General features: G+C 67.8%; 22 protein-coding genes, 1 tRNA gene and 1 other RNA gene. 10 read left to right on the plus strand and 14 right to left on the minus strand.

From position 1 onward, the window contains the following. Positions 1-34: 34 nt before the first annotated feature. From AC4LGL_RS18975 to AC4LGL_RS18990, 4 genes are all read right to left on the minus strand, one after another. Positions 35-1,600, minus strand: coding sequence for a PucR family transcriptional regulator (locus AC4LGL_RS18975; protein WP_491840135.1), 1,566 nt, complete (start codon positions 1,598-1,600; stop codon positions 35-37). A gap of 3 nt (positions 1,601-1,603) precedes the next feature. Further along, on the minus strand, positions 1,604-2,626 hold the full coding sequence (locus tag AC4LGL_RS18980; RefSeq protein WP_491840136.1) for a S1C family serine protease: 1,023 nt from the start codon (positions 2,624-2,626) through the stop codon (positions 1,604-1,606). Positions 2,627-2,676: 50 nt separating this feature from the next. Next, a complete protein-coding gene (lucA, locus tag AC4LGL_RS18985; protein ID WP_491840137.1) occupies positions 2,677-3,468 on the minus strand; it encodes a lipid uptake coordinator LucA in 792 nt (263 codons plus the stop codon). A gap of 84 nt (positions 3,469-3,552) precedes the next feature. Continuing rightward, positions 3,553-3,638, minus strand: a tRNA-Ser gene (locus AC4LGL_RS18990). A 69-nt stretch (positions 3,639-3,707) separates the two neighbouring features. Here AC4LGL_RS18990 and ffs point away from each other — a divergent pair. Next, positions 3,708-3,802, plus strand: an RNA gene (ffs, locus tag AC4LGL_RS18995) — signal recognition particle sRNA small type. A 34-nt stretch (positions 3,803-3,836) separates the two neighbouring features. Further along, positions 3,837-5,117, plus strand: a complete 1,281-nt coding sequence (locus AC4LGL_RS19000; RefSeq protein ID WP_491840257.1) for an aspartate aminotransferase type Ic — start codon at positions 3,837-3,839, stop codon at positions 5,115-5,117. A gap of 12 nt (positions 5,118-5,129) precedes the next feature. Here the strand turns inward: AC4LGL_RS19000 and AC4LGL_RS19005 are convergent, their stop codons facing one another. Then, positions 5,130-5,735, minus strand: a complete 606-nt coding sequence (locus AC4LGL_RS19005) for an MmpS family transport accessory protein (RefSeq protein ID WP_491840138.1) — start codon at positions 5,733-5,735, stop codon at positions 5,130-5,132. Between the two features lie 141 nt (positions 5,736-5,876). On the opposite strand from AC4LGL_RS19005, the gene AC4LGL_RS19010 reads away from it, so the two are divergent. After that, on the plus strand, positions 5,877-7,955 hold the full coding sequence (locus AC4LGL_RS19010) for a DNA polymerase III subunits gamma/tau (RefSeq protein WP_491840139.1): 2,079 nt from the start codon (positions 5,877-5,879) through the stop codon (positions 7,953-7,955). A gap of 15 nt (positions 7,956-7,970) precedes the next feature. Here AC4LGL_RS19010 and AC4LGL_RS19015 read toward each other — a convergent pair whose 3' ends face one another. Together AC4LGL_RS19015 and AC4LGL_RS19020 are read right to left on the minus strand one after the other, a co-directional pair. Further along, positions 7,971-9,284 carry a class I SAM-dependent methyltransferase gene (locus tag AC4LGL_RS19015; protein ID WP_491840140.1) on the minus strand — a complete coding sequence of 438 codons (1,314 nt, stop codon included), beginning with the start codon at positions 9,282-9,284 and terminating at the stop codon, positions 7,971-7,973. 13 nt (positions 9,285-9,297) lie between these two features. After that, positions 9,298-10,701 carry an FAD-binding oxidoreductase gene (locus tag AC4LGL_RS19020; RefSeq protein WP_491840141.1) on the minus strand — a complete coding sequence of 468 codons (1,404 nt, stop codon included), beginning with the start codon at positions 10,699-10,701 and terminating at the stop codon, positions 9,298-9,300. A 65-nt stretch (positions 10,702-10,766) separates the two neighbouring features. On the opposite strand from AC4LGL_RS19020, the gene AC4LGL_RS19025 reads away from it, so the two are divergent. Next, positions 10,767-11,204, plus strand: a complete 438-nt coding sequence (locus AC4LGL_RS19025; RefSeq protein WP_036442858.1) for an SRPBCC family protein — start codon at positions 10,767-10,769, stop codon at positions 11,202-11,204. On the opposite strand, the gene AC4LGL_RS19030 is transcribed toward AC4LGL_RS19025, so the two are convergent. Next, the gene (locus AC4LGL_RS19030; protein ID WP_491840258.1) at positions 11,201-11,950 is read right to left on the minus strand and encodes an Rv3717 family N-acetylmuramoyl-L-alanine amidase; all 750 of its coding nucleotides are present in this window, start codon (positions 11,948-11,950) and stop codon (positions 11,201-11,203) included. The two genes, AC4LGL_RS19025 and AC4LGL_RS19030, sit on opposite strands and share 4 nt — an antisense overlap. A gap of 149 nt (positions 11,951-12,099) precedes the next feature. Here AC4LGL_RS19030 and AC4LGL_RS19035 point away from each other — a divergent pair, with 149 nt between their 5' ends. The 4 genes from AC4LGL_RS19035 (at position 12,100) to AC4LGL_RS19050 (ending at position 14,810) form a co-directional block, all read left to right on the plus strand. Next, the gene (locus AC4LGL_RS19035) at positions 12,100-12,432 is read left to right on the plus strand and encodes a YbaB/EbfC family nucleoid-associated protein (protein WP_054603655.1); all 333 of its coding nucleotides are present in this window, start codon (positions 12,100-12,102) and stop codon (positions 12,430-12,432) included. Beyond that, positions 12,433-13,044 carry a recombination mediator RecR gene (gene recR / locus AC4LGL_RS19040; RefSeq protein ID WP_003883644.1) on the plus strand — a complete coding sequence of 204 codons (612 nt, stop codon included), beginning with the start codon at positions 12,433-12,435 and terminating at the stop codon, positions 13,042-13,044. It abuts the gene before it with no gap. Positions 13,045-13,155: 111 nt separating this feature from the next. Then, positions 13,156-14,055: a type IV toxin-antitoxin system AbiEi family antitoxin gene (locus AC4LGL_RS19045; RefSeq protein ID WP_491840142.1), complete on the plus strand. Its 900-nt coding sequence runs from the start codon at positions 13,156-13,158 to the stop codon at positions 14,053-14,055. A 47-nt stretch (positions 14,056-14,102) separates the two neighbouring features. Then, positions 14,103-14,810 carry an MBL fold metallo-hydrolase gene (locus AC4LGL_RS19050; RefSeq protein WP_491840143.1) on the plus strand — a complete coding sequence of 236 codons (708 nt, stop codon included), beginning with the start codon at positions 14,103-14,105 and terminating at the stop codon, positions 14,808-14,810. Between the two features lie 83 nt (positions 14,811-14,893). On the opposite strand, the gene AC4LGL_RS19055 is transcribed toward AC4LGL_RS19050, so the two are convergent. Next, complete coding sequence (locus tag AC4LGL_RS19055; protein ID WP_491840144.1) at positions 14,894-15,604, minus strand: type 1 glutamine amidotransferase; 711 nt, start codon at positions 15,602-15,604, stop codon at positions 14,894-14,896. Next, positions 15,601-16,821 (minus strand): Mur ligase family protein, encoded by a 1,221-nt coding sequence (locus tag AC4LGL_RS19060; protein WP_491840145.1) that lies wholly within the window; start codon positions 16,819-16,821, stop codon positions 15,601-15,603. The genes AC4LGL_RS19055 and AC4LGL_RS19060 overlap by 4 nt, the downstream gene beginning before the upstream one ends. A gap of 74 nt (positions 16,822-16,895) precedes the next feature. Between AC4LGL_RS19060 and AC4LGL_RS19065 the strand changes: the two genes are divergently transcribed. Next, positions 16,896-17,885, plus strand: a complete 990-nt coding sequence (locus AC4LGL_RS19065) for a DEDDh family exonuclease (protein ID WP_491840146.1) — start codon at positions 16,896-16,898, stop codon at positions 17,883-17,885. Between the two features lies 1 nt (position 17,886). Here AC4LGL_RS19065 and AC4LGL_RS19070 read toward each other — a convergent pair whose 3' ends face one another. The 3 genes from AC4LGL_RS19070 to AC4LGL_RS19080 form a co-directional block, all read right to left on the minus strand. After that, a complete protein-coding gene (locus AC4LGL_RS19070) occupies positions 17,887-18,273 on the minus strand; it encodes an SHOCT domain-containing protein (RefSeq protein ID WP_491840147.1) in 387 nt (128 codons plus the stop codon). A gap of 51 nt (positions 18,274-18,324) precedes the next feature. Beyond that, complete coding sequence (gene leuA / locus AC4LGL_RS19075) at positions 18,325-20,142, minus strand: 2-isopropylmalate synthase (RefSeq protein WP_491840148.1); 1,818 nt, start codon at positions 20,140-20,142, stop codon at positions 18,325-18,327. A gap of 178 nt (positions 20,143-20,320) precedes the next feature. Then, positions 20,321-21,382: a lytic transglycosylase domain-containing protein gene (locus tag AC4LGL_RS19080; RefSeq protein ID WP_491840149.1), complete on the minus strand. Its 1,062-nt coding sequence runs from the start codon at positions 21,380-21,382 to the stop codon at positions 20,321-20,323. 194 nt (positions 21,383-21,576) lie between these two features. Between AC4LGL_RS19080 and AC4LGL_RS19085 the strand changes: the two genes are divergently transcribed. Then, the gene (locus AC4LGL_RS19085) at positions 21,577-21,792 is read left to right on the plus strand and encodes a hypothetical protein (RefSeq protein ID WP_491840150.1); all 216 of its coding nucleotides are present in this window, start codon (positions 21,577-21,579) and stop codon (positions 21,790-21,792) included. 12 nt (positions 21,793-21,804) lie between these two features. Here AC4LGL_RS19085 and AC4LGL_RS19090 read toward each other — a convergent pair whose 3' ends face one another. Then, on the minus strand, positions 21,805-22,443 hold the full coding sequence (locus AC4LGL_RS19090) for a type II toxin-antitoxin system RelB family anti-toxin (RefSeq protein ID WP_064878781.1): 639 nt from the start codon (positions 22,441-22,443) through the stop codon (positions 21,805-21,807). Positions 22,444-22,445 lie beyond the last annotated feature (2 nt).

A 22,445-nucleotide genomic window follows, 5' to 3' on the forward strand; every position in this document is an offset into this window, starting at 1 on the left:
CATGTCGACAAACAGAAGCGGTGCGATTGTCGAGTTACGACAACTCTTCGGCTGCCGCCAGCTCGATCATCATCGCCAGTCGCTTGCGGGCATCGGCCAGGTCCAGCTGAGTCAGTTCGATCATCTTGCGCAGCCGGTAGCGCACGGTGTTCTCGTGCACACCGAGCGCTCGCCCGGCCCCGGCCAGATCACCCTGGGCTTCCAGCCAGGCTCGCAGCGTGGCCGCGTACTGCGTGCCGTTGGCCTGATCGTGGGCCCGTAGCTCGGCGACGGGTCCGCGCTGAGGGGCGCGGCCGGCGCGCGCGGCGATCCGCAGCCGCTGCAGCAGGATCTCGTCCCAGGCCTCGTCGTAGACCGGCACCCTGTCGTCGAGGCCGGCGTCGTCCCCTTGCACCTCGTGCCGGACTTCGTGCAGGGCCAGGCACTCGTCGGCCTCACTGCGGGCCAGCGCCAGCTCGGCGGCGGTGGCAGGGCCGCTGATGCCGGCCAGCACGGTCACCGGTTGAGGCAACGCGGCGCGCAGCCCCGTCACCCAACGGCCCGCGGCGTCGGCCTCGGCGCCGGGCAACACGGTGTAGACGGTGTTGCCGGCCAGGGCACTGCGCCCGGGACGCGACCAGCCGAAGCCCGCGGTCGCTCGCTCGAACGCCAGCAGTAGCGCGGCATGCCGCTCGTCCCCGGTGCGGGCACGCAATGCGATCACCCGCAGCGGCGTCTGCGGCAACCCGAGCCGGCTCGCCGCCGTGGTGGCGTCGGCGGCACCTTCGAGCAGACGGATCACCAGCTCCGACTCCACCTGGCGTTCCAGATCGGCGCTGGCCCGGGAGCGCAACAGATGCAGGGCGACCATGCGGGCGCCGTCGGCCAGCGCGGCGCGGCGCGCGTCGGGTAGGGGAGCGGCACACGTCACCCAGATCGAACCGAGCAGTTCGCGACCGGCCCGGGCCGCCACCACCATCCGCCCGGTCAGACCGAGCTCGGCATCGCCGTCGACGAACATCGGGTCGTCGGACTCGGCCAGATGCCGGAACACCCCACGGGCCTCGAAGAGGGTGCGCAGCCGTTCCGGCGCCCCACGGCTCAGGATCGTCTCGGCGCGCGCCGGGTCGGCGTGCTGCTGCAGCCGCGAGTACGCCAGCACCGCACTGCGCCGGTCCTCGATGGTGACCGCGCCACCCACGGCGTCGGCGAGGCTGTCGGCCAGGGCGAACAGATCGGTTGGGCCGCGACCGGATTCGGTCTCCCGGCCTTCCAGTACGACCCCGTAGACCACGGCCGCGAGCTCGCTCCAGGAGACCTCGGGCTCGACCGTCATCACCGCGATGCGGTCGTCGGCCGTCAGTTCGTCGTCGTCGGCCGGGTCGTGCGGGCCGCGGACCAGGACCACCACGGCGCGCGCGGCCTTCGCCCACTGCACCGCCTCGGCCACCGAACCGGCTCCGACAGCCAGCAGGACATCGCCGATGACGGCGCCCGGCTCGTGCATCACCACGCTGCGCAGCTCGGTCGAGCGTGGCGCCGGAGCGGATCCAGGTGTCGGGGCGCGCAGTCGCACCCCGTAGCCGCCCAGGACGTTGATCAGGCGGTCCAGCGTGACCACGGATTACGGCCCGGCGGCCAGGGTGGCCTTGCCGGTGTGCTGCTGGCCGCCCTGGTCCAGCCAGGTCAGGCCGACCACGTCGCCCGGGTAGTGCCGATCGAGGACCAGCGTCAGGGCGCGGGCCGAATCCAGCGGGGTGTTGTCGATGGTGGTGAGCACGTCGCCCGGGATCAGGCCGGCCGCGTCGGCCGGACCGCCCGCGATGACGTCCTGGACGATCACGCCGCCGCTCTGGCGCTGCGCGGTGCGGACACCGACGCCGAGCAGGGTCGGCGGCCCGATGTGCACCGAGGCCGACGGGGTGCGGGCGCGGATCTGCCCGGCAATCGCCATCGCATCGTTGATCGGGATCGCGAACCCCTTGCCGCCGGGACCCATGCGGAAGTTCACCGAGGCGGCGGTCGTCATACCCACGACCTGCCCGGCGTCGTTGACCACGGGACCGCCGGAGTCACCGGCACGCACCGGCGCGGCGAACTCGAACAGGCCGTTGATCTCATCGCTCGTGCCGGTCAGCTCGTCTTCGGCCTGGACGGTGCGGTTGAACGCGCTGATGGTGCCGACCTCGCGGGTCAGGGGTGCGCCGCTGCCCCCGGCATTGCCGAGTGCGACGACGGGGCGCCCCGGTGCCAGCGCGGCCGAATCGCCGATCGGCGCCGGCGGCAGGCCTGCCGCACCGTGCAGTTGCAGCACTGCGATGTCGTTCTGCCGGTCGTAGCCGACCAGGTCGGCCGGGTACCGCTGGCCGCCGACCGTGGCGCTGATCGAGTTGGCTCCCTGGACGACGTGGTAGTTGGTCAGGACCTCACCGTTCGGCGACAACACGATGCCGGTGCCGATGCCGTAGGCCTGTTGGTAATCCACGACGGTGTCGATGCGGGCTACCGACGGTTCGATCTGGGAGGCCACCGTCTCGGGGTCACCGGGTGCGGCGGCGGCAGGTGCAATCGGGGCGATAACGGCCGTCGCGGCGGTCACTGCCACCGCGACGATCGTTCTGAACGGATGTGAGCTCACTTTGCTCATATACCCATCTTGGCTGGATAAGTAGCCGATGTCGACGCGATTGGTGTGCGTCAGTCCTCGGTGGCGACTTCGCCGCGCGAGCGCCAGCCCCGTCGCTTGGTACCGCTCTTGCTGGACGGCCGCCGGTTACGCAGGGAGTTGCCTTCGATCGGCTCGGCTTCCTCTGCCGTCGACTGAGGCTCCTCGTCGGCGTCCTCTGTCTCGTTGGCGTCCTCTGTCGAAGGTGAACTCTCCTTCGTCAGATCCACCTTTGGCGCGTCGACCTCGTCAGCTTCGACCGCTTCGGTCTCGTCGACCTCTTCTGCCTCGTCCGTCTCCTCGGCGTCCGACTCAGCAGCGTCCTCGGTCTCGGCTGCGGCCTTCTTGCGTCCGCGGCGCTCGGACTTTTCCCGGGTCTTGAGCGGCTTCGGCGGCGGTGGCGGGAGTTCGGCGACGAAGGCCAGGTAGAAGGCGAAGATGCCGAGCAGTGCGATCGCGGCGGCCGCGCCGTAGATCCCGAACAGCCACGGCCCGAAGTTGTCCAGGGACAGCCAGATCTCGGAGACGGCGGTGCCGACGATCAGCACCGCGGCCAGCACGTGCAGGGCGATCGAAGCGGCCCGCAACCGCAGCGCCAACTCGGGGGTGGACAGCTCGGGACGCTTGGTCCGCTGCAGCGTGAACACCACCGGCAGGGCGGCCAGACCGATCAGCACTCCGGTGACGATGCGCAGGATCAGCCCGAGCGTGGGCGAGGTATCGCCGACGAGCTCATGCCATCGGGGAAGAACGAAAAAGAAGTAGAGGCCGGCGGCCACGATCGAAAACGACACGTGCCAGATCACCGCGACGGTGCGGCCCATACTCCTCCTCGGGTACTGAAATTGGGCCGGGGTGCGAGCTGCTGATCAGGGTTGATTCAGCAGGTCGCACCCCGGACCCGAGCGCGGAGGATAGGGGATTTGAACCCCTGAGGGCTGTTAACCCAACCCGCGTTCCAGGCGAGCGCCATAGGCCACTAGGCGAATCCTCCGTCGGCAATCGTAGCGGACGCTCGAACCGGTCCCGAAACGCCGGGGACAAGGACGGGTATTACACTCGCCTTGGACCCCGCGCGGCGTCCATCCTGTGAACTCCCCCAGGGCCGGAAGGCAGCAAGGGTCAACGGGCTCTGGCGGGTGCGCGGGGTCCCCTTATGTCCAGCTCATTCCGCTTCTGTGAAAGGCGCGCGGTGTCGTTCCAGTCTCTTGGCCGCGACGATCTGCTCGCGCAGCATGAAGTCCAACAGCGAAACTACGCAGAGCTACAGGCGAAGAAGCTGAGTCTGGACCTGACGCGCGGTAAGCCGGCCCCCGAGCAGTTGGACCTGTCCAACGCGCTGCTGTCGCTGCCCGGCCCGGAGAAGGATTCCTTCCGCGACCGCACGGGCACCGATACCCGCAACTACGGCGGACTGCACGGGCTGCCCGAACTGCGCGAGATCTTCGGTGAGCTGCTCGGAATCCCGGTGCAGAACCTGATCGCGGGCAACAACGCGAGCCTGGAGATGATGCACGACGTCATCGTGTTCTCGCTGCTGCACGGCGGGGTGGATTCGGTGCGGCCCTGGATCCAAGAGCCCGTCGTGAAGTTCCTGTGTCCCTCGCCCGGTTATGACCGCCACTTCGCGATCACCGAGTCCTTCGGGATCGAGATGATCCCGGTGCCGATGCGCGAGGACGGTCCCGACGTCGACCTCATCGAGGAACTCGTCGCTGCCGACCCGGCGATCAAGGGCATGTGGTGCGTCCCCGTGTACGGCAACCCGACCGGGGTCACTTACTCCTGGGAAGTTGTCCGTCGTCTCGTCCAAATGCAAACGGCGGCAAACGATTTCCGGCTGATGTGGGACAACGCCTACGCGGTTCACACCCTCACCGGCGAGTTCATCCGTCAGGTCGACGTGCTGGGCCTGGCCGAAGCGGCCGGTAACCCGAACCGTCCGCTGGTGTTCGCCTCGACCTCCAAGATCACCTTCGCCGGGGCCGGGGTGAGCTTCCTGGGCGGCTCGCTGGGCAACATCGCCTGGTACCTGCAGCACGCCGGCAAGAAGTCGATCGGGCCGGACAAGATCAACCAGTTGCGTCACCGGATCTTCTTCGGCGACGCCGACGGCGTGAAGTTGCAGATGCAGCGTCACCGCGAGCTGATCGCACCCAAGTTCGCCCTCGTCGCCGAGATCCTCGAGGACCGGTTGGGTGAGTCGAAGATCGCATCGTGGACCGATCCCAAGGGTGGCTACTTTGTCAGCCTCGATGTGTGGCCCGGCACCGCCAAGCGCACCGTCGCCCTGGCCAAGGATGCCGGCATCGCGGTGACCGAGGCAGGTGCGTCGTTCCCGTACCGCAAGGACCCCGAGGACAAGAACATCCGCATCGCCCCGACGTTCCCGTCGTTGTCCGATGTGCGTGAGGCGATCGACGGCCTGGCCACCTGCGCGCTGCTCGCGGCCACCGAGTCGCTGCTCGGCTAGAAACCGCGCAGACTATCCAGATTTCATCAGACAGAAGGTCTGGGCGTTGGCGCCGTCACTGGTCCGCTCATCCTGGATCTTGTCGTCGACGGTGATCCGGCAGCCGATCGAGTCGCCGTCGCTCTGAGCCGTGATATTGAGGTAGACCGACGGGTCCGTGGAGTCCAGCGTCAGCGTCCACGGCAGGGCCGCGTCGTCGATGCGCTGCGGTGTGGCGTCGAGATCGAGATAGTTGATGTCGGCCGAGGAACCGTTGCCCCAGACCTCGTAGGTGACCCGCTTGCGGATGCCCGTCCCGGGGTGATTGGGGTTGGTCCTGGTGGACGCGTCGCTCGTGGCGGTGTCGGAGCCAGCGCCGGTGAAGACGACCACGGCGCCCGTGAAGATCGCGATGGCGATCACAATCGAGGCCAGCGTCCATATCCAGCCGATGATGATGGCGGCCACTGCCAGGCCTGCGCCGCCCTCATGACTACGGCGGATCTGGCTGCGGGCGACGTAGCCGAGGACGAGCCCGACAGGCGCGATGAGCAGCGAGAAGATCAGCGCGACGATCGCTGTGCGGTTGGTGGGCGACGGGGCTGGTGGATACCCGGGCGGCGGTGCCGCTGAATACACGGGCGGCGGCGTCGGATGGCCGTATGGCTCCTGCCCGTAGGGCGGCTGCGGATAGCTCCCTCAATCCCCCAAGTCATCGATGACGGGCGACAGCGTAACCGGGCTTGGCGACTGGTCGGAGGCAGTCGGTAGCCTTCTCCCGTGGCTCTCTACCGCAAATACCGGCCGGCAAGCTTCGCGGAAGTCGTTGGCCAGGAACATGTCACCGAGCCGCTATCGACCGCGCTGACCGCCAACCGGATCAACCACGCATATCTGTTCTCTGGACCGCGCGGCTGCGGCAAGACATCCTCGGCGCGCATCCTCGCCCGCTCGCTCAACTGTGAGCAGGGGCCGACACCCACACCGTGCGGGGTGTGCGATTCGTGCGTCGCGCTGGCCCCGAACGGTCCGGGCAACGTCGACGTCGTCGAACTCGACGCGGCCAGCCACGGCGGTGTGGACGACACCCGCGAACTGCGGGACCGCGCGTTCTACGCGCCGGCCCAGTCGCGGTACCGCATCTTCATCGTCGACGAGGCCCACATGGTCACCACTGCCGGCTTCAATGCCCTGCTCAAGATCGTCGAGGAGCCGCCCGAGCACCTGATCTTCGTGTTCGCCACCACCGAACCGGAGAAGGTGCTGCCGACCATCCGGTCGCGTACGCACCACTACCCGTTCCGGCTGCTGGCCCCGCGCACCATGCGGCCGCTGCTCGAGCGCATCTGCGCCGAGGAGAACGTCCACGTCGACGACGCGGTGTACCCGCTGGTCATCCGGGCCGGCGGCGGTTCACCTCGTGACACGCTCTCGGTGCTCGATCAGCTGCTGGCCGGCTCCGAGCAGGGCGCCAACGGCAACCACATCACCTATCAACGGGCGCTGGCCCTGCTGGGCGCCACCGACATGGCGCTCATCGACGACGCGGTCGAGGCGCTGGCCGCCGGCGATGCGGCGGCGCTGTTCGGTGCGGTCGAGGCCGTGATCGACGCCGGTCATGATCCGCGGCGGTTCGCCACCGATCTGCTGGAGCGCTTCCGCGATCTGATCGTGCTGCAGGCCGTGCCCGACGCAGTCACCCGCGGTGTCGTGGATGCCCCGGCCGACGTGCTGGAACGCATGCGGGAGCAGGCCGACCGGGTGGGCGCGGCAACATTGGCCCGGTATGCCGAGGTGGTGCACGCCGGTCTCGGTGAGATGCGCGGTGCCACCGCGCCGCGGCTGCTGCTGGAAGTCGTGTGCGCCCGCCTGCTGCTGCCCTCGGCGCACGACACCGAATCCGCGCTGCTGCAGCGCATCGAACGTATCGAGACCCGGCTGGACATGTCGCTGCCGGCCGGCGAGGCATCGTCATCGGGTGCCCGGCCTGCAGCGTCGGCTCGGCCCGCTGCTGCCGTCGAGGACTCTGCACCCGCCGCCGAACCCACCAAGACCTTCACCCGCCGCAGCCAAGCGGCACCGGCCCCGGCGCTTGAACCCGCCCCGGCTCCGGCGCCGCCTAGTCCGGCACCGCCCGCTCCCGAGCCCGAGCGTGGACCAGTGCCGGTGTCCGCTCCCGAACCTGTTCTCGCACCGCCACCGCCGCCCCCTGCGGCTGAACCCACACCCCAGCCCGAACCCGCACCCCAGCCCGAGCCGGAGCCACCGCTTCCGCCGGAGCCGGACTTCGAGCCCGAGCCCCCTCCGGAGCCCGAACCCGAGCCACAGCCGGTGCAGGCATCGGTGACTCCCGGGGGTGAACCCAACGCGGCTGCGGTGCGCTCGATGTGGACGACGGTCCGGGAGAAGGTGCGCGAGCGCAGTCGGACCACCGAGGTCATGCTCTCGGGCGCCATCGTGCGGGCCGTCGAGGACAAAACCCTTGTGCTGTCCCATGACTCGCCACCGCTGGCCAAGCGGCTGACCGAATCGCGAAATGCCGACGTGATCCGGGAGGCGTTGAAGGACGCGCTCGGTGTGGACTGGCAGATCCGCTGTGAGGTCGGCACGGCAGAGGCGGCCCCGCCGCCCGCGCCGAAGGCCAGTAAGCCCCCGCCACGGGTCCCCACCCGGCCGGGCCGCGTCATTCCCGAACCTGAGCCGGAGCCTGCCCCGGAACCGCCGTCCTCCCCGGAGCAGGAAGAGGCGGAGATGCTCGCCGAGGCTTCGCAGAGCGAGGCCGGGCCTCGTCGTGATCCCGAAGAGGTTGCGCTGGAACTGCTTCAGAACGAACTGGGTGCGCGAAAGATCGAGAGCTAGGCAGGAGCCGTGGCGCTAGGCCGTCCACCACGGCCGCAGTGGCAGGCCTCCGTCATTCCCGTGCTCGTCGAGCTTGACGGCCAGAACCTGGTGCAGCTGAACCACATTCGTCTCGAAACCGAGCCGGGATCCGGCCATGTACAGGCCCCAGACCTTCGCGGTGGGGAGCCCGACCTCGGCGACCGCCTCATCCCAGTGCTCGACGAGGTTGGCGCACCAATCGCGCAGCGTCATCGCGTAGTGGTTGCGTAGGTTCTCCTCGTGCATGACCTCAAGGCCGACGTCCTGCACCTCGGCGATGATCCGCCCGGAACCGGTCAGCTCTCCGTCCGGGAACACGTAGCGGTCGATGAACCCACCGGCAGCCGAGCCGGATCGATTGTCGTGACGGGTGATGCAGTGGTTCAGCAGCAGCGCGCCGGGGCGCATCTTCGACTTCAGGAAACCGAAGTACGCCGGGTAGTTGTGCACGCCGATGTGCTCGGTCAGGCCGATCGAGGACACGGCGTCGAATCCGGTCTCGACGATGTCGCGGTAATCGCCGTGGCGCACCTCGGCCAGGTCCGAGAGGCCCTCCTTGTCGATGGCCTCCTGGGCCCAGTAGGCCTGTTCTTTCGAAAGAGTCACGCCGAGCGCATTGACGCCGTGGCGCGCGGCATAACGCACCATGCCGCCCCAGCCGCAGCCGACATCGAGCAACCGATCGCCGGGTTGCAGCCGCAGCTTCTCGAAAACCAGCCGATACTTGTTGTCCTGCGCGGTTTCCAGGCTCGCATCGGCATCCGGGTAGCAGGCGCAGGTGTAGGTCATCGACGGCCCGAGCACCCATTCGTAGAAGGTGTTCGACACGTCGTAGTGATGGTGGATCGCGTCGGCATCGCGGGTCTTGCTGTGCCGCAACCCCTCCATCATCCGGCGCCAGCGGGGCAGTGCCTCCTGTGGCGGCGGGGCGATGGGCTTGAGGTGTTCGATGCCGATGGACCGGACGATGTTGGCAAGCACTCGAGCCGGCGGGCGCTTGAACGCCATCTTCTCGGCCAGCGCGCACAGCAGCAGGTACGGATCACCGGGATGCACGCCGTGCGGCTCGAGGTCGCCGGAGACATAGGCGCGGGCCAGGCCGAGATCGCCAGGGGCGGTGGCCAGATAGGTGGTGCCGCGCGGGGTTTTGAGATCCAGGCCGAGCGTGGCGCTTTCCGGACCTGCGGAACTGCCGTCGTAGGCAGTGAATTTCAGCGGCAGCGACCCCGAGGCGAAGATCTCCAGGATCTCGGCCAGGCTGAGCTTGTGGTCGGTACTGTGCGTCGAGTGGTCCTTGAAGGTGGTCATCGCTGTTCTCCGTTCATCGGCGCAAGACGGCTTTCGAATACAGGTCAAACAGGCGCGTATCGGGGTCGTAGGACTTCTTGACGGTCTTGTAGGTCTCGCCGCCGTAGAGCTCGTCGAAATCCTCACGCTGATAGTAGGAATCCGAATACAGGGACTTGTGCCCGTCGAGCTCGCTGACCTTGGTCTCGATCAGCTTGTTGGTGTGGCCTTCGACCCGGCCGACCGGAACCGAGGACCAGAACCCGACATTGACGTAGGTGTGGTGAGCGCGCAGCGGGTACAGGGGCCAGCCTCCGGACAAGCCTGAGCCCTTGTGACGATTCTCTCTCAACCGCAGCGGGCACAGCCAGATCGGCTCGATCGGGACGTTCTGCAGGAACCAGTCGAGGAATGCTGCGCAACGCTCTATCGGCACCTCGACGTCTTGAACCACCCTCTCCCGCGGTGGGCGGCCATGGTGCTTTTCGATCCGGTCGGCGATGTTGAACCGCTGGTCGTAGCCGACCAGCTTCCAGTAGAAGCTGCTGCGGCGCAGCTTTCGTGGCCAGAACCGCCGGATCGTCGGGTTCTGTGCGCCGAAAGCGCGTGAACACCAGAACCAGTCGGTGTCCCACCGCCAGAGATAGTCGTGGATGGTCAGCCGGTCGTGCTTTTCGCCTTGTGCGTGCTGGATCGAGCGGTAGTAGATGTCCTGGCCGGTGTAGTCGCTGACCGGCCCCGGTGTCGTCGTCTTGAATCCGACGCACAGGTAGCTCTCGTCGGCACTGAACACGACGCCGTCGAGGTAATCGACGGGTTCGCCATCGAGACCACCGGTCTCGATGATCCGATCCATCGCGGCGACGAGTTCCGTCAGTGAGTGGAAGCGCAGGTGGCGCAGTGCGACGAACGGTGTGACGGGCTCGAGTTCGATCTTCAGCCGGGTCGAATAGCCCAGCGTGCCATAGGAATTGGGGAAGGTGCGAAACAGGTCGGAATGCTGGTCCGGTGATGCGGTGACGATTTCGCCTGCCCCGGTGAGGATGTCCATCTCCAGGACCGATTCGTGCGGCAGGCCGTTGCGGAACGACGTCGACTCGATACCGAGACCGGTGACCGCACCGCCCAGGGTGATGGTCTTGAGTTGCGGCACCACCAGGGGGGCCAGGCCGTGTGGCAGCGTCGCGGCCACCAGATCCTCATAGGTGCACATGCCCGCGACGTCGGCGGTGCGGGCTTCGGCGTCGACCGCAATCACATTGGTCAGACCCGAGACGTCCAAACCTTTGGCATCGCTGCGATCTCGCGCGCGGAACAGGTTCGACGTGGGCTTGGCAAGCCGGACCGTCGAATTGGGCGATATGGCGCGGTAACTGTCCAATAGGCGCTGCACGCCCATGGCATGGACAGCTTGTGCGTCAGTCGTAACAACAGACACACATATACGCTAGTCGGAGGTTGCCGACGATGCGACCGCAGACACGAGTTAAAGGAGTTTCAGTCATGGGACAGGTCAGTGCGGTCAGCACGGTTCTGATCAACGCCGAGCCGGCCGCTGTGTTCGCCGCGATCGCGGACTACCAGACCGTGCGCCCCAAGATCCTTTCCTCGCATTACCGCGATTACCAGGTGCTTGAGGGCGGTCAGGGCGCAGGAACCGTGGCCAGCTGGAAGCTGCAGGCCACCGAGTCGCGGGTACGTGACATCAAGGCCTCGGTGGACGTCGCCGGCCACACGGTGATCGAGAAGGACGCCAACTCCAGCCTGGTGACCAACTGGACCGTCGCCCCCGCGGGCACCGGATCGTCGGTCAATCTCAAGACCAGCTGGACCGGCGCCGGCGGGGTCAAGGGCTTCTTCGAGAAGACGTTCGCACCGCTCGGCCTGCGCAAGATCCAGGACGAGGTGCTGGCCAACCTGAAGAAGGAAGTCGAAAGCTAGCGCGCCGGGGCCGGGGCGGCGACCGCCTGGGTGCCCAGATAGGCCGCGACGCCCCGGGCGATGGCCTCGGCGTACTTCTGCTGACCGTCGGGCGTCTTCATCAGGGCGGAGTCGACCGGGTTCTTCATGTTGCCGCACTCGACGAGGATCGACGGGAACTGCGCCAGATTCAGCCCGGCGATGTCCGAGCGGGCATCCAGGCCACCCGAACCGATGTAGGTGGCCGGCGGGATGCCCGAGGCCGACAGCTGATCGCGCATGGTCTTGGCGAACTGCACCGACGGTCCGGCCTGCACGTTGTTCAGCGGCGGCGACGAGTAGAGCACGTGGAAGCCGCGACCGTTGGCCGGGCCGCCGTCGGCGTGGATGGAGACGATGGCGTTGGGGCGCAGCGCGTTGGCCATCGATGCGCGTTCGTCGACGCATGGGCCCAGTGCGTTGTCGTTGCCGCGCGACATCGCGGTGCGCACGCCCATCTGGCTGAGGATGGCGCGGACCCGCAGGGTGGTGTCCCAGGTGAAGGTGTGCTCGGGGAATCCGTCCGCGGTGGACGTACCGCTGGCCTGGCAGTCCTTGGTGCCGCCGCGGCCGGTCGGCACCTGGCGACTGATCGATGCGTCGTTGGCGCCGTTGTGGCCGGGATCGAGGAAGACGATCATGCCGGCGATGTTCGAGGGGGCTGCGGTGGCGTGGGGAGCGTCGACGACCGCCGATGCGGTCGCAGCGATGATGACGCTGCTGACCATGGCGGTGCCGACACGCACGCAGGCTGGGACTCGCACGGGCGCCACGCTAGCCCGCCCGCCGACTAGGCTGAAAGCTCAAATCGCCGCCGACAGGCGAGAGCAACCAAGTCGAGACCAAGACGCAATCAACACGGCAAGGGGACCCAGTCATGCAACCCGGAGGCACACCCGACATGTCGGCCCTGCTTGCGCAGGCGCAGCAGGTACAGCAGCAGCTCATGGAGGCGCAGGAGGCGCTGGCCAATTCCGAGGTGCACGGCCAGGCCGGCGGCGGCTTGGTGCAGGTCACGGTCAAGGGCAGCGGTGAGGTCGTCGCGGTGGCCATCGACCCCAAGGTGATCGATCCCGCCGACCCCGAGACCCTGCAGGACCTCATCGTCGGTGCTCTCGCCGATGCCTCCAACCAGGTGAACACCCTGGCCCAGAGCCGGTTGGGCCCGCTGGCCGGCGGTTTGGGCGGGCTCGGACTTCCGGGGCTGTAAGTGTTCGAAGGCCCGGTTCAGGATCTGATCGACGAGCTCGGCAAGCTGCCGGGGATCGGGCCCAAGAGCGCGCAGCGGATCGCTTTCCACCTGCTGAGCGTCGAGCCGCCGGACATCGACCGGCTGACTGCGGTTCTGGGCCGCATCCGTGACGGCGTCACGTTCTGTGCGGTGTGCGGCAACGTCTCAGACGAGGAACGCTGCCGTATCTGTAAGGACCCCCGCCGCGACGCCTCACTGGTGTGCGTCGTCGAGGAACCCAAGGACGTGCAGGCTGTCGAGCGCACCCGCGAATTCCGCGGCCGTTATCACGTGCTGGGCGGCGCGCTTGATCCGTTGTCGGGCGTCGGACCGGACCAGTTGCGCATCCGGGAGCTGCTCAACCGGATCGGTGAACGCGTCGACGGTGTCGACGTGGCCGAGGTGATCATCGCCACCGACCCCAACACCGAGGGCGAGGCCACTGCGACCTATCTGGTCCGGATGCTGCGTGACATCCCCGGGCTGACCGTCACCCGTATCGCCTCGGGCCTGCCGATGGGCGGTGACCTGGAGTTCGCCGACGAGCTTACGCTGGGCCGCGCCCTGGCGGGCCGCCGCGCGATGGCCTGATTCCCCCCAGCCTTTCCGCCGAAACGGCATTCCAGCAGGTCCTTACTCGCACTTCTCCTGCTGGAATGTCGTTTCGGCGGGTCTGTCGTACCCCAAGGCAAGCATCAGCCCATGGGGGAGATACTCATCGGCACCGAGGCGATTGCCGGCGGCGTCGTCACACGTCATGAACTGCAGCGCTGGTACCGGCCGATATTTCGCAACGTCCATGCCCCGAAGGGGCAGTCGTTGTCCTTACGAGACCGCACGACTGCGGCCTGGCTATGGACACGGCGTGACGGCATCGTGACCGGGGTCGCAGCCTCCGCGCTGCATGGGGCCGAGTGGGTGGACGATGAGGTCGAGATCGAGCTCATCTGGGACTACATCCGGTCGCCGCGCGGCATCATCGTCCGGCACGAGCGCATCGCCGATGACGAGATCAGCTGTGTTGCAGGCATACCGGTGACGACACCCGCGCGCACGGCGTTCGACCTCGGCCGTTTCCTGCCCCGAAAGAAGGCGCTGGAGCGTTTGGACGCACTCATGCACGCCTGCCCGTTCTCCACCGAGGACGTGCTGATGCTGGCCCATCGTTACCGAGGCGCACGCGGGGTGGCCAAGCTCAAGGCTGTGCTCCCGTTGGTCGACGGTGGCGCCGCGTCACCTCCGGAGACCCGGCTGCGTCTGCTCTACATCGACGCCGGGCTCCCGCGGCCGACAACTCAGATCACCATCATTGACGAGTGGGGCAGGGTGGTCCGCACTGCCGACATGGGCTGGGAAGAGTTCAAGGTCGTCTCGGAGTACGACGGAGGACAGCACCAGACCGACCGTGCCCAGTACGTCAAGGATCTGAAGGTGTTGCCGAAGCTTCGCCAACTTGGCTGGGACGTCATGCAAGTGATCAAGGAGGACCGGGAGCACGAGGTCGTCCAGCGCGCATTTCGTGCGTTGAAGGCCCGCGGCTGGGACGGCGCGCTCCGTGCACCACGTCGCGAAACCGCATTCCAGCAGAAGAAGTGCGCGTAGCGGCCTGCTGGAATGCGGTTTCGGCGAGTATCGGTAGCGTCGGAGCCATGCCCGACCTACTCCAGATGGCGGAATCGCTGTACCGGCTGCGGATTCCCGGCGGCCAGGCCCACCTGCTCAACAGCTACCTGTGGACCGAACCGGACGGCGTGACGTTGATCGACACCGGGTGGTCGGACAGTGCCGAGCTGATCGCCGACGCGCTCGCCGAACTGGGGCGGCGCCGGATCCACGTCAAGCGCATCGTGCTCACGCACTTTCACGAGGACCATTGCGGGGCAGCCGCCGAGATCGCCGGCTGGTCCGATGTGGAGGTTATCGCCGGCTCGGGCGACGCTGACTTCGTGCGCGGCACTCCGGGCCCGGTGCCGGTGTTGACCGCGGGGGAGCGCACGCTTCGCCCCGATATCGACGAACCGCCGAACGGGCCGCCGTGCGCAGTGGACCGGGTGGTCGGCGACGGTGACGTTCTCGACTTCGCCGGCGGCGCCCGGGTGATCGGGGTGCCCGGCCATACTCCGGGCAGCATCGCGCTGTACCTGCCCGCCGCCGATACCGTGCTCACCGGTGATGCGATCGCCGAGTTCGACGGACAGCTGATCCTCGGCGTCTTCAACACCGACCGGGCGGCCGCCTCCCGCGCGGTGGAGATTCTCGCGGCCACCGGCGCACAGCGGGCCGGATTCGGCCATGGGGAGCCGATTCTCACCGACGCCGCGGCACGGATCGGCGCGGCGGTCGACGTTTTCGCTTAGCTGCGCCGAAACGGCATTCCAGCAGCAGAAGTGCGAGTAGCGGCCTGCTGGAATGCGGTTTCGGCGAAAGCTGGGGGCGACCCCTACACCCGGCGCGGCGCAGCCAGGCGCTCGTGGCGCAGCAGATCCACCTCGGGCAGCTCCAGGGGTGGCAGTTCACCGACCACCTGTGAGAGCAGATGGTCGGCCAGTTCCGGATTGCGGGCCAGGCACGGCCCGTGCAGGTAGGTGGCGACGACGCTGCCCTGCACCGCACCGTCGTAGCCGTCGCCCAGGCGGTTGCCCGCACCTTTGGTGACCGCGGCCAGCGGCCGGGCATCGGCTCCCAGAACCGTTCCGCCACGGTGGTTTTCGAAACCCGTCAACGGCTGCGACAGCCCATCCAGCAGTGGTTTCGAGGCGACCTCGCCGATGGTGCGGGTTTCCTGCGGTGAGGTGGTGACGTCGAGCAGCCCGACACCTTCCACCCGTTCACCGGCCGAGGTCTCATACCAGTGGCCGAGCACCTGGATGGCCGCGCAGATCGCCAGCACCGGCGCACCCCGCGAAACCGCCTGCTGCAGACCGGGATACCGGATCAGATGCTTGGTGGCCAGCCGCTGTGCATAGTCTTCGGCGCCGCCGAGGGTGTACAGGTCCAGAGAGTCGGGCACCGGATCGTCGAGCGTGATCTCCACGATCTCGGCGTCGATGCCCCGCAGCCGCAACCGTTGCCGCAGTACCACCGCATTGCCGCTGTCGCCGTAGGTGCCCATCACGTCGGGCAGCACGAGCCCGATCTGCACAGCACTCATGAGATCCGCCGATTCAGTTGCAGGAACGCGGTGTAGTTGGCGATCACCTCGACGTGTCCGGGTGGGCAGGAGTCGATCGCGGCGACGGTGTCATGCACCAGGGAGTGTTCGACGCCGGCGTATCCGAGTCGGACTGCCAGGTCGGTGCCGCGCTCACCGGCGGCCACTACGACAGTGTCCTCAAAGTGTTCGAAGCGAACATCCCACAACCAGGACAGGTCCTCGCCGTCGGGCACCTGTCCGTTGACGGAGATGACGACGCCGGCCGCCTGCTTGTCCACCATCGACAGCGCCTCCTGCCACCCGGCCGGGTTCTTGGCCAGCAGGATCCGGGCGGTGTGTGAGCCGATCTGCACGGTGCGGTACCGGCCGGCGACCTCGTCGACGCCGGAGACCGCAGCGACCGCGGCGGCCGGGTCAGCGCCGAGTGCGACGGCGGCCGCGACGGCCTGGGTGGCGTTGCCGCGGTTGACTGCGCCGGGCAGGGCCAGCATCATCGGCAGCACGAGACCGTCGGGCCCGTAGATGTGCGTGTCGTCGAACCACCACTGCGGGCTCGGCCTCTTGAAGTCGGTGCCCGTCGAGCGCCAGTCCCGCCCGTCGCGCACGATGATCTCGCCGGAGCGCGGGCAGCTCACCGAGTCGCCCGACCAACTGCCGCCGGCGGCCACCCACACGACGTTGGGGCTGTCGTAGGCAGCCGAGGTCATCAGCACGTCGTCGCAGTTGGCCACGATCACCGCGTCGCGGTGTCGTGCCAGACCGCCGCGCAGGGTCCGTTCGATGTGGTTGATCTCACCGACCCGGTCGAGCTGATCTCGGGACAGATTGAGCAGGACGATCACCGACGGGTCCACGGCATCGGACACGTGCGGGACGTGCATCTCGTCAACTTCCAGGGCGGCCAGCTCGGCCTCGCGCGCCGAGGCCAGCGCCGCCACCAGGCCGGCATCCATGTTGGCGCCCTCGGAATTACTGGCCACGGGGCCGAGCGTCGCCAGGGCGGCCGCGGTCATCCGGGTGGTGGTCGATTTGCCGTTCGTGCCGGTCACGACGACGCTGCGGCGGCCCTGGCCCAGCTGGCCCAGGATCGAACGGTCCAGTGTCATGGCGACCAGTCCGCCGATCATCGCGCCTGCACCGCGGCCGGTGACCCGCGACGCCCAGCGTGCGGTTGCTCCGGCGGCCAGAGCGGCGCGCCCACGGATGGTCAGCATTCCGGCGATTTTAGGGGCACGACACGCTGCCGCGCCGCCCGACTCTGTCGGGCCTGCGTGCCATCCTGGCGAATATGAGCAGCGCGTGGGGCAGGCCGGCGGAGGAGCCGGGAGCGGGCTGGGCGGTCGTAGACGTGGAGACGACCGGGTTCCGGCCCGGGCAGGCACGCATCGTCAGCGTCGCCGCGCTCGCGGTCGGGGACGACGGAAATGTCGAGCGCAGCGTCGCGTCCCTGCTGAATCCGGGGGTGGATCCCGGGCCCACCCATGTGCACGGGTTGACGTCCGAGATGCTGGAAGGCCAGCCCACCTTCGGTGATGTCGTCGACGAGCTCAGTGATGTCCTGCGGGGACGCACGCTGGTCGCCCACAACGTGGGCTTCGACTACAGCTTCCTGACCGCCGAGGCCGAGCTGGTCGGGGCTGAGCTGCCGGTCGACAGCGTGATGTGCACGGTCGAGCTGGCGCGTCGGCTGGCGCTGGGTACCGAGAATCTGCGGCTGGAGACGTTGGCGGCGCACTGGGGCGTGAGCCAGATGCGGCCGCACGACGCGCTCGACGACGCGTTGGTGCTGGCGCAGATCCTCAAACCGACGCTCGCCCGGGCGCGCGACCGCAAGGTCTGGCTGCCGCTGCGGGAGGTGAGTCGGCGCCGCTGGCCCAACGGCCACGTCACCCACGAAGAATTGCGCCCGTTGAAGGTGCTGGCCTCACGGCTGCCGTGCGAGTACGCCAACCCGGGTGTCTTCGTGCCGGGGCGGCCGCTGGTGCAGGGCATGCGGGTGGCGCTGTCGGCGGAAGTGGTGCGCACCCATGAGGAGCTCGTCGAGCGCATCCTGCACGCCGGGCTGTCCTACACCGATCTGGTGGATCAGCAGACCTCACTGGTGATCTGCAACGAGACCGCACCCAGCCAGGGCAAGGGTTACCAGGCTGTCGAGCTGGGGGTGCCGCTACTCGACGACGAGTCGTTCATGGGACTGCTGACCCATGTCGTCGGTGGCGCCGATATCGAGGAGTTCTGCGACACCCCCGCAGAGAGCGATCAGTACACGCTCTTCTGACTCAGCTCAGTGCCTTGGCCTTCAGCCCGTCGAACTCTGCCTGGGTGATCGTGCCGGCGTCCAGCAGAGCCTTGGCGTCGGCGATCTCCTGCGCCGGGGACCGGCCTGCTGCCTGCTTGATGTAGTCGTCGGTCTCCTGCTTGGCCGCCAGCGCTGCGGCCTGGGCGCGTTCGGACATGCCCTTGCCGCGGGCGATCAGGTACACGAGCGCCGTGAGCCACGGGAACACGATCAGGAAGACCACCCATACGGCTTTCACCCAGCCGGAGGTCTTGTGATCACGCCAGAACAGGTCCGTGAGGATCTGGAACAGGACCAGCAGGTACGCGATCCAGGCGAAGATGATCAGGAAATGCCAGAGGAAATCCCACGTTGAGCCCCAGTCCATGGAGCGCTCCTTGCCATTGACGTCAGGCGTAGTGATCTACGCCAGCGTCAGCTAAGCACGCGCGGCTCTGTTGACGGCAGATACGACCGCGCGAAGTGATGCAGTTGTGATCGAAGTCGCGATACCGACGCCCCAGACGGTCCTACCGCCGATCGACGCCTCGACATAGGCTGCGGCCTGGGCCTCTTCGCCGGACGACATGGCGTGCTCGGAGTAGTCCAGCACGTTGATGTCGTAGCCGATGGCCCCCAGGGCGTCGACGAATGCCGCCAGCGGGCCGTTGCCCGCGCCGACGATCTCGCGTTCGACGCCGTCGATCTTGACGATCGCGGTGATGGTGTCGGTACCACCGTCCACCTCGGAGGCCACCACCTTCTGGCGAATGCGCTCCAACGGGGTGATCGGGGCCAGGTACTCCTCGGAGAACGCGTCCCAGATCGCCTTGGGTGAGACCTCGCCGCCCTCGCCGTCGGTGATCTGCTGGATGGCCTTCGAGAACTCCATCTGCAGCCGCCGCGGCAGGGCCAGGCCGTGGTCGGCCTTCATGATGTAGGCGACGCCACCCTTGCCGGACTGCGAGTTCACCCGGATCACGGCCTCGTAGGTGCGGCCGACGTCCTTGGGGTCGATCGGCAGGTAGGGAACTTGCCACAGGAGATCATCAACATCGACGTCAGCCTCGTCGGCATCGAACTTCATCTGGTCCAGGCCCTTGTTGATGGCGTCCTGGTGGCTGCCGGAGAACGCGGTGTAGACCAGGTCGCCGCCGTAGGGGTGGCGCTCGTGGACGGGCAGCTGGTTGCAGTACTCGACGGTGCGCCGGATCTCGTCGATGTTGGAGAAGTCGATCTGCGGGTCGACCCCGCGGCTGAACATGTTCAGCCCCAGCGTCACCAGGCAGACATTGCCCGTGCGCTCGCCGTTGCCGAACAGGCAGCCCTCGATCCGGTCGGCGCCGGCCTGGTAGCCCAATTCGGCTGCGGCAACACCGGTTCCGCGATCGTTGTGCGGGTGCAGGCTCAGGATGATCGAGTCGCGCGGGGTCAGGTGCCGGCTCATCCACTCGATCGAGTCGGCATAGACGTTCGGGGTGGCCATCTCGACGGTGGCCGGCAGGTTGACGATCAGCGGCCACTCGGGCGTGGGCTTGACGATGTCGGCGACCGCGTTGCACACCTCGACGGCGTACTCCAGCTCGGTGCCCGTGTAGGACTCGGGGGAGTACTCGAAGCGCCAGCGGGTCTGCGGGTACTTCTTGGCCTCCTCGACGCACATGTGGGCGCCGTCGGTGGCGATCGTCTTGACGGCCTCGCGGTCGGCCCGGAACACCACGCGGCGCTGCAGGATGGACGTCGAGTTGTAGAAGTGCACGATCGCCTGCGGAGCGCCCGCGCAAGCCTCGAACGTCCGCTCGATCAGCTCGGGCCGGCACTGGGTCAGCACCTGGATCGTCACATCGTCCGGGATGGCGCCGTCCTCGATGATCTCGCGAACGAAGTCGTAGTCGGTCTGGCTGGCCGAGGGGAATCCGACCTCGATCTCCTTGTAGCCCATCCGGACCAGCAGGTCGAACATGCGGCGCTTGCGCGCGGGGCTCATGGGATCGATCAGGGCCTGGTTACCGTCGCGCAGGTCGACCGCGCACCACTGAGGTGCGGTGTCGATGACGCGGTCCGGCCAGGTGCGGTCGAACGGGACGCCCTGGCCGAACGCCGGGCTGCCGCCGGGAACCTCGTCGGCGAAGCTGCGATAGCGGCTGACCGGCATGGATGAACCGCGCTGGGTGTTCCAGACGGGCTGACCGGAGTTGCCGGGGCCGGACGGTGTGGTGATGGTGCGGGCGGACGTGTAGGCGTCTGGGCTGGTCATGATGTTTGCTCCGGGAGATCAGGGGGACTCGACCGGCGGATCGCAAAACACCCGCGACGGGAAGCCGGTCTGGTCAAACCCCGTCGCGGCGTCCGAGAAGGAGCACCCGCTGCACGTCGTTCACTGTACGCCCGGGGGCCTGGTTGGCCAAAATGCCGCTAGCTGCCGGTCCGCGGCGTCAGCGCGCACCGCCGGAACGGCCGTTGCCGATCTTCACCGTGGGTTTGGCGGTGCCGGTGCTGCGCCGGGACCCGCTCGACGCGCTCGTATTGGCGGAGCCCTTGCTCGTCACCGATGATCCCGACCGGGGTGTCGATGAACCGGTGTCGCGGTCATCGTCTCGACGCGTGGTCTTGTCCGGCGCGGCGGTTTCCGTCGAGCCGACAGCCGATGCAGCGGTGCCGTCGACCCCACGAACGGCGACGCTCGGCGAACGCGGTGCGGTGAGCGGCGGGAGATTCGCCGGAGCCACGCCGGTGGCGTAGGCCGCCGCCCAGCCCAGCACGTTGGCGACGTAGGGCATCGAGTGGTTGTAGCGCAGCACCGCGCTGGTCAACTGCGTCTGGTTGCGCAGGTCCGCACCGTCGCTGCAGAGGTAGCGGGCCGCGGCCAGGGTGGCATCGAAGAGATTGTGCGGATCGGCCTGACCATCGCCGTCGCCATCGGCGCCGTGCAGCAGCCACGTGCTCGGCAGGAACTGCATGGGCCCCAGCGCGCGGGCGTAGCGAGTGCCGCCGCCAAAGCTGCCGGCGACGATGATCTCGTTGCCCGGCAGTGAGCCGTCGAGGGCGGGGCCATAGATGGGATGGACGGGGTCACCGCGTTCGTCGGCCGCGCCGCCGAACGCATGCGTGGACTCGACGTATCCGATCCCGGCCAGCAGGTTCCAGGTCACACCGCAGTCGGGTTGGCTTTGCGCCATCATGGCGTCCGCGTTCTGGTAGGCCGCCAGTGCGATCGCCGGGATGTGCACCCCGCCCGGTGCCTGAACCTCCGGGGGTGGCGGTGACCCCGTCGTGGCCGGCGCCGCGGGAGCTGGACGCGCCGACGGCACCGCCGTCCAGGGTTGGCCGGCGAGGTCGGGCAACGGTAGGACCGCGGCCACCGGCCGTACTCGGTTCTCCTGTACCAGGCCGACCAGGCTGGGCGCGACGGCGATCGCGCTGGTCAATGCCATCCGAACGATCACGGCGAGGCAGGTGGATGCGTCGCGGACCGCTTGACGGGCACGGTGGCGCATGGAACCACAGTGACACCCGCGCGGCTGCCTGCCAACTCCGACACGTTCCCCCGATCGGGGGAACCCGTCTTCACCAGGTTGATCGCCTGATTGCCGGACAGACCTGGGGCCGCCCGGATCGCATTCTTGTCTCAGAGGCCGAACAGGCCGCAGAAGAAAACGAAACACTCACTGAGACAGAAGGATTCACGATCATGACGAAGGTCACCAAGGCTCTGGCACTGCCCATCCTGTCCGCTGGCGTCTTCGGCGCCGTCGCGCTCGGCCTGGCCGGTACTGCCGCTGCGCAGACACCGCAGGGCTCGGGCAACCTGTACAGCCCGGACACCTACGCCACCCCGGCCCCCGGCATGAAGCCCGGCTGGCACAACCACCACGGCCCGCAGCGGATCACCAGCATCTACGAGTGAGCAGGGGATGACTCACACCTGCGAATCGGGGAAGGCGATCACCGACAGGAACCGGATCGGCAGTTCGATCAGGTCAACCGGTCCGTGAGCGCCTTCCCCGTCGATCTGCAGGGAGTCGCCCGGCTGCAGCCGGTAGACCGAGCGGCTGTGGCTGTAGTCCATGACGCCTTCGAGCATGTAGATGAACTCGGTACCGGGATGCTGGAACAGCGGGTAGGTCTGGCTCTTCTCGGTCAGCGTGACGTGCAGGCATTCCAGCCGCTTGTGCTCCCCGCGCAGCGAGCTGAGCAGTTGATATTCGTGACCCTGTTTGGTGCCGTTGCGCACGATCTCGGGCCCCGTGCCCGCTTTGACGAAGGCCGCCGGACGTTCGACGTCGGCCCCGCGGAACAGGCTGGTCACCGGAACGTCAAGGCCCTTGGCCAACAGTGCGAGGGTGGACAGGCTGCAGGAGGTCTGCGCGTTCTCGATCTTGGACAGCATCGCCTTGGAGATGCCCACCCGGGCGGCCATGTCGGCGACGGTGAGCCCGTGCTGCTGACGGAGTTGGCGCACATTGCGCCCGATCGCCGCCTCGAACTCGAGCTCTTCGACCGGTGCGTGGGGATCGCGTTCGCGGGCCGTGCCGGCATTACGGAGCAGGTCGCTCACTG

The organism is Mycolicibacterium arcueilense (assembly GCF_058536225.1).